General features: G+C 70.9%; 12 protein-coding genes and 1 tRNA gene. 5 read left to right on the top strand and 8 right to left on the bottom strand.

The window, feature by feature from the left end; all coding sequences use genetic code 11:
* Positions 1-107: 107 nt before the first annotated feature.
* Positions 108-1,112 carry an ArsR/SmtB family transcription factor gene (locus tag ACZ601_RS26565; RefSeq protein WP_469542374.1) on the bottom strand — a complete coding sequence of 335 codons (1,005 nt, stop codon included), beginning with the start codon at positions 1,110-1,112 and terminating at the stop codon, positions 108-110.
* A 150-nt stretch (positions 1,113-1,262) separates the two neighbouring features.
* Between ACZ601_RS26565 and ACZ601_RS26570 the strand changes: the two genes are divergently transcribed.
* Entirely contained in the window at positions 1,263-2,573 is a 1,311-nt protein-coding gene (locus ACZ601_RS26570; protein ID WP_469542376.1) for an MFS transporter, read from the top strand.
* 1 nt (position 2,574) lies between these two features.
* On the opposite strand, the gene ACZ601_RS26575 is transcribed toward ACZ601_RS26570, so the two are convergent.
* Positions 2,575-3,168 carry a DinB family protein gene (locus tag ACZ601_RS26575; RefSeq protein ID WP_469542378.1) on the bottom strand — a complete coding sequence of 198 codons (594 nt, stop codon included), beginning with the start codon at positions 3,166-3,168 and terminating at the stop codon, positions 2,575-2,577.
* 245 nt (positions 3,169-3,413) lie between these two features.
* Between ACZ601_RS26575 and ACZ601_RS26580 the strand changes: the two genes are divergently transcribed.
* Entirely contained in the window at positions 3,414-3,887 is a 474-nt protein-coding gene (locus ACZ601_RS26580) for a carboxymuconolactone decarboxylase family protein (RefSeq protein WP_469542380.1), read from the top strand.
* A gap of 144 nt (positions 3,888-4,031) precedes the next feature.
* On the opposite strand, the gene ACZ601_RS26585 is transcribed toward ACZ601_RS26580, so the two are convergent.
* Both ACZ601_RS26585 and ACZ601_RS26590 read right to left on the bottom strand, forming a co-directional pair.
* Complete coding sequence (locus ACZ601_RS26585) at positions 4,032-4,238, bottom strand: superinfection immunity protein (RefSeq protein WP_440575340.1); 207 nt, start codon at positions 4,236-4,238, stop codon at positions 4,032-4,034.
* Between the two features lie 68 nt (positions 4,239-4,306).
* Positions 4,307-4,981: a TetR/AcrR family transcriptional regulator gene (locus ACZ601_RS26590; protein ID WP_469542384.1), complete on the bottom strand. Its 675-nt coding sequence runs from the start codon at positions 4,979-4,981 to the stop codon at positions 4,307-4,309.
* A 106-nt stretch (positions 4,982-5,087) separates the two neighbouring features.
* Between ACZ601_RS26590 and ACZ601_RS26595 the strand changes: the two genes are divergently transcribed.
* Positions 5,088-5,837, top strand: coding sequence for a hypothetical protein (locus ACZ601_RS26595; protein ID WP_469542386.1), 750 nt, complete (start codon positions 5,088-5,090; stop codon positions 5,835-5,837).
* A gap of 7 nt (positions 5,838-5,844) precedes the next feature.
* On the opposite strand, the gene ACZ601_RS26600 is transcribed toward ACZ601_RS26595, so the two are convergent.
* Positions 5,845-6,993 carry a PP2C family protein-serine/threonine phosphatase gene (locus tag ACZ601_RS26600; protein ID WP_469542388.1) on the bottom strand — a complete coding sequence of 383 codons (1,149 nt, stop codon included), beginning with the start codon at positions 6,991-6,993 and terminating at the stop codon, positions 5,845-5,847.
* 287 nt (positions 6,994-7,280) lie between these two features.
* Positions 7,281-7,366, bottom strand: a tRNA-Leu gene (locus ACZ601_RS26605).
* A 643-nt stretch (positions 7,367-8,009) separates the two neighbouring features.
* Between ACZ601_RS26605 and ACZ601_RS26610 the strand changes: the two genes are divergently transcribed.
* Positions 8,010-8,780 carry an ABC transporter ATP-binding protein gene (locus ACZ601_RS26610; protein WP_440575344.1) on the top strand — a complete coding sequence of 257 codons (771 nt, stop codon included), beginning with the start codon at positions 8,010-8,012 and terminating at the stop codon, positions 8,778-8,780.
* 105 nt (positions 8,781-8,885) lie between these two features.
* On the top strand, positions 8,886-11,414 hold the full coding sequence (locus tag ACZ601_RS26615; protein WP_469542391.1) for an ABC transporter permease: 2,529 nt from the start codon (positions 8,886-8,888) through the stop codon (positions 11,412-11,414).
* Positions 11,415-11,486: 72 nt separating this feature from the next.
* On the opposite strand, the gene ACZ601_RS26620 is transcribed toward ACZ601_RS26615, so the two are convergent.
* Positions 11,487-12,791: a class I SAM-dependent methyltransferase gene (locus ACZ601_RS26620; protein ID WP_469542393.1), complete on the bottom strand. Its 1,305-nt coding sequence runs from the start codon at positions 12,789-12,791 to the stop codon at positions 11,487-11,489.
* 362 nt (positions 12,792-13,153) lie between these two features.
* The gene (locus ACZ601_RS26625) at positions 13,154-14,539 is read right to left on the bottom strand and encodes an NAD(P)/FAD-dependent oxidoreductase (RefSeq protein WP_440579102.1); all 1,386 of its coding nucleotides are present in this window, start codon (positions 14,537-14,539) and stop codon (positions 13,154-13,156) included.
* Between the last annotated feature and the right edge of the window lie 304 nt (positions 14,540-14,843).

A 14,843-nucleotide genomic window follows, 5' to 3' on the forward strand; every position in this document is an offset into this window, starting at 1 on the left:
CTCCTCCATGGCCACCCAGCGCGGCCTTGCGACAAGAGTAATGGGTAGGCAAAACAAACTCCCTAGTGCCAGGGGAGGATCTTTCCGTCATCGCACCGATCACCTGATCACACCGATTCCGCTGAGCCGCCGGCCGGAGGGCCCCCGGCGAGGGCGTCGCCGGCCTCGGTGCGCCGGTAGACGACACGCCGGCCGACTCTCGTGCCCGCGACCAGGCCCGCTTCGCGCAGGACGGCCAGATGCCCGCCGACGGTGCCGAGCGACTGGTCGAAGTGGCGGGCGAGTTCTGTGCTGGTGGCGGGGCGTTCCAGTTCGTGGAGCACGGCAGCGCGGCCGGTGCCGATCAGCCGCTCCAGGGCGCGGTCCGGCCTCGGCCGCCCGGTGGCGGCGGCAGCGGACCCGCGGGCCGGATAGACCAGGGCGTACCGGGCGGGCGGTTCCTCGCAGAGCCAGGTGCCGCTCGTCACACAGACCGGCACGAACAGCATGCCGTCCGCGCCGACGACGCGGTCCGGTCCCGGCTGGTGGCTGAAGCGGATCGCGTCCGCGCCGACCCAGGCGCTGCGCCGGTTCATCCGCTGGAGGGCGCGGGGCCATCCGTAGGCGGCCAGCAGCCCGGCCCGGTGGCTGACGTCCCGTTCCAGCAGCGCCCGGCGGCGCGGCCAGTCCGGGAGGATGTGCGCCTGCCACGTGTTCCGGAACAGTTCGGCCGTACGGGCTCCCCATCCGTGCCCGGTCAGCCACCGCAGGTCGTGCCGTTTCCAGCTGTGCGCCACCGCCGCTTCGAGGTCGGCGCGCACGGCCGCGTCGGAGGCGGCGGCGACCGGCGCCAGCTCCTCGTCCAGGGTGGTGCGCATCCCGCCCGACGGCGGGAGGGTGATGAAGCCGGGGAGGTACTTGGTCGAGCCGATCAGCTCGACGAGCCCCCTGGCGAAGGGGTCCGCGTCGAGGACGGCGCGGAAGGCGTCGTGGTGCCGGGTGTACCAGGGCCCGAGCCACGGATCGGCGCACGGCTTGGTCAGCACGCTCATAGAGCCCAGCGTCTCGGCCAGCGGCGACAGCGCGAACCTGGACCGGGACAGAGCCATCGGACTCAGCCGCAGCAGCACCATCTTTCGCCTCCTGCCTTCGCCTGCTGCTTTCGCCTGCTGCCTTCGCCTCTTGCTTTCGCCTGCTGCTTTCGCCTGCTGCTTTCGCCTGCTGCTTTCGCCTGCTGCCGAAACGTTAGCGCGCGCCGGGGGCGGCTCCGCAGAATCCTGCCGGTGCAGCCACCTCTCGACCCGTCTCTCCCTCCGTCTCCCCCCTCCCTTCTCCGTTCAGGTTCGCTGTTCAGGCAGCCTCGGTTCCGCACGTTCTACGCCGGGCGTCTGGTGTCCCTGCTCGGCAGTTCGATGGCCCCGGTCGCACTGGCGTTCGCGGTCCTGGACGCCTCCGGCAGCTCCCAGGACCTCGGCGTCGTGCTGGCCGCCCACATGCTGCCGCTGCTGGCGCTGCTCCTGGTGGGCGGGGCCGTCGCGGACCGCTCCTCGCGCCGGAACGTGCTGGTCGCCGTCCATCTGGGCTCGGCGCTCACCCAGGGCGGCGTCGCGGCGCTCCTGCTGACCGGCCACTACGCACTGGCTCCGGTGGCCGTGCTGGAGTTCCTGAACGGCGCGCTCGGCGCGTTCACCGCCCCCGCCCTGCGCGGAGTCCTGCCGCAGTTCGTCGACCGGACCCGGCTCCAGCAGGCGAACTCCCTGCTGGGTACGGCCCGCAACGCCACGAAGATCCTCGGGCCGAGCCTGTCGGGGGTCCTCGTCGTGGCGGTGGGCAGCGGCCCGGCCATCGCCTTCGACGCGTTCACGTACCTGCTGGCGGCGGGGTTCCTCGCGCGGCTCACGTTCACCGGCACCACGGAACCGGCCCGGCGGCCGACGGGCCTGGCCGCCGACATCCGCGACGGGTGGGCGGAGTTCCGCGCCATCCGCTGGGTGTGGATCGGCACGCTGGCGTTCTGCCTGGTGAATCTGGTCCAGACCGGCACCTGGCAGATCCTGGGCCCCCAGCTCACCCAGCGGCTGAGCGGTGAGGAGACCTGGGGTCTCGTGCTCAGCGTCCGCGGCATCGGGCTGCTGGTGTCGGGACTGCTGATGTACCGGCTGGTGGTCCGGCACCTGCTGCGCCTCGGGCAGCTGACGAGCGTCCTGGCCGCACTCCCCCTGCTCGCCCTCGGCGCCCGGCTGGACGCCCCGTGGCTGCTGTCCGCCGCGTTCGCCGCGGGGCTGGGCTCCGCCGTCACGGCCGTCGCCTGGGACACCTCGATGCAGGAGCACGTGCCGCCCCACGTGCTCTCGCGCGTCGCCTCGTACGACGAACTGCTCTCGTACGTCGCGATCCCGGTCGGCCAGCTGTGCGTCGGCCCGCTGGCCCAGGCGTACGGCGCGTTCCGCGTCGCCTCGGTCGCCGGTGCCGTCTCGGCGGCGGCAGCGGCCCTCCCGCTGGCCTCCCGCGCCGTACGCCGCCTGCCCCACGCCGCAGCCCCGGCTTCCGCAGCGGAACCGGCACCGGCAGCGGGCCGGGCCGGTGCGGCGTAGTTCAGGCCCTCGGCGCGTCCGGGGCCTGCCGGGCCGCGCGCTCCACCCGGTCCCGGTGGCCCGCCCACCACGCCGCGTCGCCGGAGGCCATGTTGTCGCTCCCGGCGCGCAGGCCCGTGGTCCCGTCGACGAGCTCCCGGACGATGTCGGCGTGCCCGGCGTGCCGCTGCGTCTCGGCGACCATGTGGACGAGGATCCGGTGAAGCGTCAGCTCGGTTCCCGCTCCCCCGGGGAGCCGGCCGACGGCGTCCAGCTCCAGCGAGTCGATCGTCGCGTCCGAGTGGGCCCACACCCGGCGGTACCCCTCGACGATCTCCGCACGCGACTCGTCGGCCGTGGCCCACAGACCCCCGTTCGGCTCGGCGTCACCCGCGATCCAGAGCTCCGGCGCCTCGACCGGCCGGCCGAAGGCGGCACCGAGGTAGAACGCCTCGGCCCCGGTCACGTGCTTGACCAGCCCCAGCAGGTTGGTGCCGGTGGGGGTCAGCGGGCGCCGGATGTCGTACTCGCAGGCCCCTTCGAGCTTCCACAGGAAGGTGTCGCGGGCGTCCTGCAGATACAGGTGAAGGTCTCGCTTGTGGCCCGTCGCGGTCATGGGCCCAAATCTGCCAGGCGCGCGATCCTCGGCCAACCGCTTATCCCAAGCAGGCCACCAGCAACGGCTGGAAGAACCCGATCCGCTGCGGAGCCGTCTAGGCGGAGGACTGGCGGCGCTCGTGACTGCCCGGAAACGAGCGGGATGCGCGACAGTGAGACGCAGGTCACAGTCACCGCTGTCACATCGTGCCGGGCTGATCGGTCAAAGAGGTACAGGCACCAAAAACCGCAAGGGAGTGCACCATGAACGCCCGATTGAAGCTCCTCGAAAGCCCGGTCGCGGGCAAGGCCCTCAAGCACATCATCGCGGCAGGCAGCGCGCTCGCGGAGTCGACGCTGCCGCTCGCGACGCAGGAGCTGGTCAGGCTCCGTGCCAGCCAGATCAACGGCTGCGCCGGCTGCATCGACATGCACACCAAGGAGGCCGCGCACGCCGGGGAGACCGCGGTGCGCCTCAATCTGGTCGCGGCCTGGCGGGAGGCCACCGTCTTCACCGACGCCGAGCGCGCCGCCCTGGAACTGGCCGAGCAGGGCACCCGCATCGCGGACGCGGCCGGTGGCGTCCCGGACGAGGTCTGGGCGAACGCCGCCAAGTACTACGACGACGACCAGCTCGCCGCCCTGGTCTGCGTCATCGCCGTGATCAACACCTTCAACCGGCTGAACGTGATCACCCAGCAGCCCGCCGGTGACTACCAGGTCGGCATGTACGGATAACGGGAGGCACCGCCGGACGTGTGCGGGAGGCCTCCGGAGCCTCCCGCACACGTCCGGCGAACAGGCCCTCCGGAGCGCCCGTCGCAAGCGTCGCCTCACCAGCACGAACACCAACAGCACCAACACCAGGACCGGGGCGGTGACTCACATCCGCGTGCGCGGCTCGGTGCTGCGCGCCGCCATGGCCAGCGCCACGACCCAGCCCACCACGGTCCAGCCGAGGAACAGGTTCAGCACGAACACGGAGCCGCTGTTCGACACCCCTCGCGTGAAAGCGACGACAGTAGGCACGAAATAGGCCAGCACGATGACAACTATCAGCGCTAACCCGCCGATCGACACAACGCTCACGTGACCCCCCAGTACGTCCGTATGAGGAGGTCCATTCTCCACAGCCCCGACCCGATGTCCACAGTGCGTCAGCCATGATCACCGGAGGGTGACCGGGCGGGTCGAGCGGCCGCCGCCGACCCCGACTCGTCCAGCGCCCCGATTCCGGCGCAGAGCAGCCGCACGCTGCGGATGAACTTCTCCTCCTGATCCCCGCCGGCCGCCGCCACGGTCAGCGGGAAGCGCCGGTGGAGTTCGGCGACATCCTCGGGGCCGACCTCGATGGCGGGCGGCTCGCCCTGCTCCTGGAGGACGTACCCGGTGATGTGACTGAGCACCACGTCACCGGCGATACCCAGGTGCTCGTCCCGGATACCGGCATCCTTCAGTGTCCGCAGCAGCCGCTCCATGAGGGAGAGCGCTCCGGTGCTGAGCACCTTGGGGCTGTCCGCGAACATGACCGCGCCGCCTGGGTGCCTCAGCAGGCTCCGCCGGAGCGAGACGGCCTGGGCCTCGACCCGCTCCGGCCAGCCGGCCCCTTCGGGCAGTGCGGCCAGGGCGGCGGTGCCCGCGTCGTACGCCTGCTGGGCCAGCCGGTCGGCCATCAGCTGGAGCAGGGCGCTCTTGTTGGGCACGTGGTAGTACATGCTGCCGGCGTGCGCGTCGAGCCGCTTCGCCACCTGTCGCATGGACAGCCCGTGGTAGCCGGCTTCGGCGAACACCGCCATGCCCGCCTCGATGATCCGGTCGGTGCTCAGCTTCATGGAACCCACTGTAGCCGACTTTCGAACATCGTTTGAAAACTGCCGGAGACACGTCTACTGTCATCACCGACGGGAATCAAACAGCGTTTGAAGGGGGGTGGTGACGATGGGCGGACTGCTGTTCAACGTGACCACGGCGGCACTGATGATGTTGATGCTCAACGGCGGACTGACCCTGCTGGGCCAGGGCACCCTGCGAGGACGCCGCATCCCGTGGGCGGCGGTGGGGCTCACCTCGGTCGCCGTCGCCGGGGTGATCACCCAGCTCTGCTGGTCCGGCGCGATGGACGCGTTCGACAGCGACCCGGCCAGGTCCGGCTGGTGGCGGATCGTCACCTCGACGTTCATGCAGAACGGCGGCCTGCTCGGCGGGGCGTGGAACATCGCCACCCTCGCCGTCATCGCCGCCCTGGCCGACTGGTTCTGGGGCACGCCCCTCACGCTGGGCCTGTTCCTCGCCGGCATCCTGCTGCCCGGGTACGTCGACACCCTGTTCGGCGAGAGCGGCCACAGCACCGACCCCCGCAACTTCGCCGGCAGCTCCGGCGCCACGTACTTCCTCGCCGCGACCCTGTCCGCGGCGCTGCTCCTGCGCGTCCTGCGCACCGGACGCGGCGCCGGACGCAGCACCGACGAACGCGGCACTGCGGAACGCAGCCCCGGCCGGGAGCGCCCGAAGGAGGCCCTGCTGGCGGCCGGCGTACCGGTGCTCGGCCTGGCGGTCTGGTTCGCCCAGTCCAACGGCCACGGCCTGGTGTCGGTCTACGGCTTCGCCCTGGGCGCCGCGGTCTGCGCCCTCACCCGGCGCACCTGGGACCGCCCGGCACCGGCCGCCCGCGCCGCGACGGCCGAGTAGGCCCTGCCTACTCCGCCCCGTGCGGCGCCCGGCGTACCGCGAGGACCGCCAGGTCGTCCTGCTGCACCCCCGCGGTGAAGTCCCGCACGTCGTCGACGAGCGAACCGACCAGCCGGCCCGCGGTGATGTCGACGCGGCCGCCGAGACGCTCCTCCAGCGGATAGAAGGCGCCCTCGCGCGAACGGGCCTCGGTCAGGCCGTCGGTGCACAGCAGCAGCGTGGCCCCGGCGGGGAAGGCGAACCACGCCACCGTGCGCGGTTCGTCGACCAGAGCCGCCAGACCCAGCGGTACGTGCTCGTCGCCCGCGCCGACGACGGTGACGGCACCCTGGTGCAGCAGGTAGGGCGGGATGTGGCCGCACCCGACGACCTGGGTGTCGGCGGTGCCCGCGTCCACCCCCAGCACGAGCGCGGTGACGAACCGTTCGGGCTCGCCGCGCTGTCCGGCGTAGTCGTTGTGCCGGACCACCGCCGCCTCCAGCGCGTCGACCAGCGCGGTCACCGTCGGCTCCCGGTGGGCGGCCTCCCGGAACGCCCCCACCACGTCGATGGCCATCCCGATGGCGGCCAGCCCCTTCCCCTGGACATCACCGATCAGGACCCGGGTGCCCCAAGGAGTGGCCGCCACGTCGTAGATGTCGCCGCCGACGAGCTTGTCCTCCTGGAGCGGCTCGTACACGCCGTCCACCAGCACGTCGTCGGTGAGCAGCGGCAACGGCCGCAGGATCTGCCGCTGCATCGCCGCCGCGGTCGACCGCAGCCGCACCAGGGCGTCCTCGCGCACGATGCGCATCCGGGCACCGAAGACGGCCAGCGCGCCGAAACTGACGGCGAACAGCAGCAGGATCACCCGGTCGAGGATCCTCTCACCGTGCTGGAAGATCACGGGCTCGACGACGACGAGGCCCACCCAGGCGGAGACCAGCGCCGTCTGACCCGGGCTGCACAGACCGGCGGCGAACGCCGGCAGGAACACCAGCAGCCCGAGGAGGAGCACCGCGGTCCCGGTCAGCAGACCGAAGACGACCACCACGGCCGTCGTCGCCAGGGTCGCCAGGACGACGTCACGGTTGGCGGGCGTACGGATGGCGATGCTGTCGTCGTGGTCCGTCTCACCCCGTGCCGAGGACATCGCGGCGCGCAGCGGACGGAACATGCGGGCATCCTCCAGCGGCGATGTGATCGCGCACGCGCATGCCGCTCGTGGTGACGGACCGGAAGGGCATGATCATCCACTGCCGCCCCGGAGTCGCCGGGAGGCTGGCCGACGCCCCGCTGAAGTAGGTCCGTACGAGTGTTGCCCATGAACGGTGACGCAGTGCGCTCGACGGCCGTCCGCTCGCCCCGAAACCGGAATCCCCTGCCGACGCCGGAATCCTCGAACGACGCCGGAAATCCTCGAACGGATTATCGCCGGCCGGCCCCCCAGGGATGAGATCGCGGTGGTGCCCGGAACCGGACTTGAACCGGTACGCCCCCGAGGGGCAGCGAGGTTTAAGCTCGCCGTGTCTGCATTCCACCATCCGGGCTTGTCGCCGCTCTGCGTTGGCACATGACCCTATCCGGGGGGCTCCCCCCATCACCCGAACAGTGGCTCGATGTTGTCTTATTTTATTGACCGCTTGAGGGTGCGTCAGCACACCCGAGAGGCATAGTCACACGCCTGCCCGGGTTGTGAGCGCGGCGACCGGCAATCCGAATTGACGTGAATTCGCCGCACCCACACAGCCGATTCGCCAGGGGCGCGCCATGGATCGCCAGGGGCGCGCCACCCCTGCCGGCCGACGGGGTCGTTCACACGGCGTGGGACGGGGCGCGGGACGGGGTGCCCGCCCGGGGGCTCCGGTCCGCCGGGGCCCTGTCTGTGATCATGAACACGGTGCTGTACCCCCTCCGGCGGCGTCCCCGCCTCGGGGTCGGTGTCATACCGCAGGAGGACGCGGACGCCCTTCGGTGCGACTCAAGGCGGCCCCGGGAACGGGCACCGGGAGTGACGATCCGCGGCGAGACGGCGGAGACGATGGAGCAGTGCCTCCGAGGAGGGCGCCGCGTCACGCGGTGCCTGCCTCAGGGCCTCGGACCGAACGGTCACCCGGACCGAACGGTCCACCGGACCGAACGTCCCCGACCGCACGTCCCCCGTCCCGTACGCACCCCACCCTGGAGCCTCCCGTGACCACCATGACCACCGCTCACCGCGCCACCGCGGTGGCTGCCCGCGCCACGGAACTGTCGAAGGTCTACGGAGAGGGCGAGACCAGGGTGACCGCGCTGGACCGGGTCACCGTGGACTTCCCGCAGGGCGAGTTCACCGCGATCATGGGCCCGTCGGGTTCCGGCAAGTCCACGCTGATGCACTGCGTGGCCGGGCTCGACAGCTTCAGCAGCGGATCGGTGCGGATCGGGGAGACGGAGCTGGGGTCCCTCAAGGACAAGCAGCTCACCCAGTTGCGGCGGGACAAGATCGGGTTCATCTTCCAGGCGTTCAACCTGCTGCCGACGCTGACGGCGCTGGAGAACATCACGCTGCCGATGGACATCGCCGGCCGCAAGCCCGACCAGGACTGGCTGCACAAGGTCATCGAGATGGTGGGCCTCACCGACCGTCTCAAGCACCGGCCCACCGAGCTCTCCGGCGGCCAGCAGCAGCGCGTCGCGGTGGCCCGCGCCCTGGCCTCGCAGCCGGAGATCATCTTCGGTGACGAGCCGACCGGCAACCTGGACTCGCGCTCCGGCGCCGAGGTCCTCGGCTTCCTCCGCAACTCGGTGCGCGAGCTGGGCCAGACCGTCGTCATGGTGACCCACGACCCGGCGGCCGCCTCCTACGCGGACCGGGTCATCTTCCTCGCGGACGGGGCGATCGTCGACCAGATGATGCACCCCACCGCGGACGGCGTGCTGGACCGGATGAAGGCGTTCGACGCCAAGGGGCGCACCAGCTGAGCTGAGCCCCCGGGCCGCAGCCCCGGCCCCGACGTCGCACCGCCCCGCGCCGTGCGACGCCCGAACCGTGCCCCTTTCCGGAACCCCTCCCTCCAGGACACAGCCATGTTCCGTACCGCCCTGCGCAATGTGCTCTCGCACAAGGCCAGGCTGCTGATGACCGTCCTCGCCGTGATGCTCGGCGTGGCCTTCGTCTCCGGCACCCTGGTCTTCACCGACACCCTCGGAAACGCCTTCCGCAACCAGTCGGCCAAGAACTACGACGACGTCGCCGTCGCGGTCACCACCGACGCCGACCAGCGCGACGCGGAGTCGCGCGGGGTGGATGCCGCCACCCTGAAGAAGATCCGCGCCCTGGACGGGGTCGAGAGCGCCACCGGCCGGGTCTCCGGCTTCGCCGGGGTCGCGGACCCGGACGGCAAGCTGATCGGCAACGGCTGGTCCAACACCGGCGCCAACTTCGCCCCGGGCAAGGGCGGCAAGGACGCTCAGTACGCCTTCACCGACGGCACGGGACCGGCCTCGGACGGCCGGATCGCCCTGGACGAGGACACCGCGAAGAAGGGCGAGTACAAGGTCGGTGACACGGTCCGGGTCGCCACGAACGGTCCGGTGAAGGAGTACACCCTGTCCGGGGTCTTCACCACGGAGGACGGCGCGGTCAACGCCGGCGGCAGCCTGGTCCTCTTCGACACCGACGTCGCCCAGAAGCTGTTCCTGCGGCCCGGCGAGTTCCAGGACGTCTCCGTCACCGCCGCCCCCGGCGCCTCCGACCAGCAGGTGCTGGCCGCGGTGAAGCCGCTGCTGCCCAAGGACGCGGAGGCCAAGACCGGCCAGGTGCGCGCCGATGAGCAGGCCAAGGACATCGAGTCCGGCCTGAGCAGCCTCAACAAGCTGCTGCTCGGCTTCGCGGGCATCGCCCTGTTCGTCGGCATCTTCCTGATCGCCAACACCTTCACCATGCTGGTCGCGCAGCGCACCAAGGAGCTGGCGCTGCTGCGTGCCGTCGGCGCCTCGCGCCGTCAGGTCAAGCGCTCGGTGCTGCTCGAAGCGGCCGTGGTCGGTCTGGTCGCGTCCGTCATCGGCTTCGCGGTGGGCCTCGGCCTCGCCGTCGGGCTGCGCTCCGCGATGAGCCTGATCGGCGGCAAGATCCCGGCCGGTCCGCTGGTGGTCGCGCCGAGCACGGTCGTCGCCGCCCTCGGGGTCGGCGTCGTGATCACCGTGCTGGCCGCCTGGCTGCCCGCCCGCCGGGCCGCGAAGATCCCGCCGGTCGCGGCGATGAACAGCCAGTACGCGGTGGCCACCGTGAAGTCCCTGGTGGTGCGCAACTCGATCGGCGCGGTCATCACCCTGCTCGGCGCGGCGGCGGTCGTGGCCGGTGCGGCGCGGTCCGGCAACTCGGCCCAGGCCGCCATCGCGGCCGGTGCCTTCCTGGCGCTGATCGGCATCATCATCCTCATCCCGCTGCTGTCCCGTCCGGTGATCGCCCTGCTCCGCCCGCTGCTGCGACGGCTGTTCGGGGTCTCCGGCAAGCTCGCGGCGCAGAACGCGGTGCGCAACCCCCGGCGCACCGGTGCCACCGCCTCCGCGCTGGCCATCGGCCTGACCCTGGTCACCGGCATCTCGGTCCTCGGCGTCACGCTCGGCCAGGCGGTCGACCGGATGACGACGGACAACGTCAGGGCCGACTACATGGTGTCGATGGCGAGCGGGGACTCGCTCGACGAGTCGGCGCTCACGGCCCTGGAGAAGGCCGACGGCGTCACCGCCGTCTCGCCCCAGCAGTCCGTCTGGCTGACGGTCGGCAAGGCCAATCTGTCGGCGTCCGGCGTCACCCCCGGCGATGTGCAGAAGGTCTTCAGCATCGACACCACCTCGGGCTCGATCGACTCCCTGGGCGGCGGCACGATCGCCGTCTCCGAGAAGACCGCGAAGTCGAACGGCTGGAAGACCGGGGACAGCGTCCCGGTCACGTACGAGGACCACAAGAAGGAGAACCTGAAGGTCGGGGCGCTCTACAAGGACAACGAGTTCCTGTCGCCGGTCCTGATCCCCCGCGAGAAGGTCGCCCCGCACGAGGGGCGTGCGGACATCCGCGAGATCTGGGTGAAGACGGACGGCGGCGCTAGCGCGGCCAACGAGAAGTCGGTGGTGGACGCGCTGGGCGACAACCCGGGCATGAGCGTCATGGACCGCCAGGACATCCGGGACATGTTCGGCGGCACCATCAACCTGATGATGAACATCATGTACGGGCTCCTGGCGATGGCCCTGATCATCGCGGTGCTCGGGGTCGTCAACACCCTGGCCATGTCGGTGTTCGAGCGGCAGCAGGAGATCGGCATGCTGCGGGCGATCGGCCTGGACCGGCGCAAGGTCAAGCGCATGATCCGGCTGGAGGCCGTGGTCATCTCGGTGTTCGGCGCGCTGGTCGGTATCGGGCTCGGCCTGTTCCTCGGCTGGGCGATCGGCAACGCCGCCTCGTCCTCCATCCCGCAGTACGCGCTGGTCGTGCCGTGGGGCCGGATCGCGCTCTTCCTGCTGCTGGCCGGACTGGTGGGGGTGCTGGCCGCGATGTGGCCGGCCCGCAACGCCGCGAAGCTCAACATGCTGACGGCCATCAAGACCGAGTAGCGCCGGACGGCACACACACGCGTGGGCCGGTATCCGCAACCGCGGATACCGGCCCACGCGTGTGTGCACGGCTCAGCCGGTCGCGGACGCCTTCCAGTCGCGGGCGCGCAGCGGCATCCGGGCGGCTCCGCCCTCCGCCGGCCGCACGGCCAGGATCTGGTTGACGCCGATCTTGTTGTGCTCGAAGGAGAGCGCGGAGGCGGCCATGTACAGGCGCCAGACCCTGGCCCGGCCGGGCGAGGTCATCTTCACCGCGCGCGGCCACTCCTTCTCCAGGTTGGCGACCCAGCGGCGCAGGGTCAGCGCGTAGTGCTCGCGGAGCGATTCGACGTCGCGGGCCTCGAAGCCGGCTTCCTCAAGGGTGGCGACGGTCCGGCCCAGCGGGGCCAGCTCACCGTCCGGGAAGACATAGGCGTCGATGAACTCGTCCACGTGGTAGGCGGACTCGTCCTTCTCCGGGCGGCGGGCGATCTGGTGGTTGAGGAGGCGCCCGCCGGGCTTGAGGAGTGCGTAGACGTCGTCGGCGTACTCGCGGTAGCGGACCGCGCCGACGTGTTCCGCCATTCCGATGGAGGAGATGGCGTCGTACGGGCCGTCCCTGACGTCCCGGTAGTCCTGGACCCGGATCTCGATCCGGTCGGTCAGCCCTTCCTCCGCGATGCGCTTGCGGGCGAAGGCGGCCTGTTCGGTGGAGAGGGTCACGCCGGTGACCCGGGCGCCGTACTCGCGGGCGGCGTGGATCGCCATGGAGCCCCAGCCGCAGCCGACGTCCAGGAGGCGGTCCCCCTCCTTCAGCGCGAGCTTGCGGCAGACCAGGTCGAGCTTGTCGCGCTGGGCGTCCTCAAGGGTGCCGCCGTCCTCCCAGTAGGCGCAGGAGTAGACCATGGACGGGCCGAGGACCAGTTGGTAGAAGTCATTGCCCACGTCGTAGTGGTGGCTGATGGCCTCCTTGTCGCGGCGCTTGGTGTGCAGGGCGCCGGTGCGGCGGCGTACCTCCTCCGGCGGCGGCGGGGGCGGCGGCCACGGACCGGCGAGTTGCAGCAGCCCCTTGGCGGCCGCACGCACCTTCGGGTCGCGGACCGGGTGGATGCTGTCCTTCGCCTCGACCCCGCGTTCCCAGATCAGCCCGGCCACCAGGTCCAGGGCCTCGTACAGATCGCCCTCGATATCGAGCTCCCCGGCCACCCAGGCGCGGGCGAGGCCCAGTTCGCCCGGCTTCCACAGCAGCCGTCGCAGGGCGCGACGGCTCCTGAAGACGAGGGCGGGGGCCTCGGGCGGTCCGGATTCGCTGCCGTCCCAGGCCCGGATCCGGACCGGTAGGGGTTCTCCCAGCAACTCCTGGGCGAGAGCGGTCAGCCGCAACGCGGCGTCTGCCATGGCGCACACCTCCGTGATGGTGTTTCCCAACGTGCCCAGACATGCCCACACATGTCTCGGACCACGCCCCGGCACCCGTTGGCGCCGCGGCGAGGTACACCCCCCACAACAGTCTCCGGCGGCCGGGCCATCCCGCTACCGCGCAATGGATCGGCAAAATAACTGTATGGACCATGCATCCGCCGGGCCACTGGCCCCGCTCCCCCTGTACCGTGCCCCGCCCCGCCCCGCCCCGATACGCCGAAGGGGCCGCCCGCACCACGGATGGCGGACGGCCCCTTCGGGCGTTGTGCGACTGCTGTACGCGGATACGGGTATCCGCGGGCGGACCGGGAGGTATTGGGCCCCCGGCCCGGGGCGCGCTAGGAGGCCTTGGCCTTCTCCGCCACCGGCTGGGCGGCGGCGGGGGCCGGAGCCGGCTTGGCGGCCTCGTAGAACTCCTCGCGCGGCGTCTCCATGGCGCCGAGCGAGACGACCTCGCGCTTGAGGAACATCGCGAGCGTCCAGTCCGCGAAGATCCGGATCTTGCGGTTCCAGGTCGGCATCGCCATGCCGTGGTAGCCACGGTGCATGTACCAGGCGAGACGGCCCTTGAACTTGATCTTCATCTTGCCGACGACGATCATCGCGACGCCCTTGTGCAGGCCCAGACCGGCGACCGCACCCTTGTTGGCGTGGCTGTAGTCGGCCTGCGGGAAGCCGCGCATCCCGGAGATGACGTTGTCACCGAGGACCTTGGCCTGACGCAGCGCGTGCTGGGCGTTCGGCGGGCACCAGGCGTTCGGGTTGCCGGCCTTGCGGCCGACCATGTCCGGGACCTGGGCGTTGTCGCCCGCGGCCCAGATGTAGTCGGTGCCCTGCACCTGGAGCTTCTCCGAGGTGTCCACGTGACCGCGCGGACCGAGCGGCAGGCCGAAGCGGGCCAGCGCCGGGTTCGGCTTCACGCCGGCCGTCCACACGATGGTGTTGGAGTCGACCTCAAGGCCGTTCTTCAGCACCACGTGACCGTCGACGCAGGAGTCCATGGAGGTCGAGAGGAAGACCTCGACACCACGGGACTCCAGGTGCTCCCGGCCCCAGGTGCCCAGCTTCGGGCCGACCTCGGGAAGGATCTTGTCGGCGGCGTCGACGAGCACGAAGCGCATGTCCTCGCGCTTCACGTTCGTGTAGTACTTCGCCGCGTCGCGGGCCATGTCCTCGACCTCACCGATGGTCTCCGCACCGGCGAAACCGCCGCCCACGAAGACGAAGGTGAGCGCCCTGCGGCGGACATCCTCATCGGTCGTCGAGTCAGCCTTGTCCAGCTGCTCCAGTACGTGGTTGCGCAGGCCGATGGCCTCCTCGATGCCCTTCATACCGATGCCCTGTTCGGCCAGGCCGGGGATCGGGAAGGTGCGCGAGACGGCGCCCATCGCGATGACCAGGTAGTCGAAGGGCAGCTCATAGGCCTCGCCGACGAGCGGCGCGACCGTGGCGACCTTGCGGTCCTGGTCAATGGTCGTGACGCGGCCGGTGAGAACCTCGGCCTTCGGCAGCACGCGTCGCAGCGGGACGACGACGTGCCGGGGCGAGATGCTGCCGGCAGCAGCTTCGGGGAGGAAGGGCTGGTAGGTCATGTACGACCGGGGGTCGACGACCGTGACGGTCGCCTCTCCGTAGCGCATCTTCTTGAGGATGCGCCGAGCTGCGTACAGGCCTACGTACCCACCGCCTACTACGAGGATCCTGGGACGCTCCGTGGTGCTCATGCCATCGAGTATCCACCCCTTCCCGGGGGTGAGCTCGTGAGCCCCTTCACAAGGTATGGCCCACCCTCTGCTACACTTCGCCGCCCACGTGACCCAGGTCATGGCCCCGGAAGGGAACCACAACGCCGTGGCGAACGTTGTTCACCGCTTGTGAGCTGGCCCTTGATCCGCCGGGCGAGGTGAACCACCCCCTCGGTTCACACTCCCGCAACACCCCCGGAACCGCCCCGTTCGCGCCGCGAGTGACCCCGCACACGCTCCCGGGGGCCCGTCCGGAGCAGAAGTCCGCCCCCAGGGACCCAAT

Source organism: Streptomyces sp. NPDC104307, assembly GCF_055584045.1.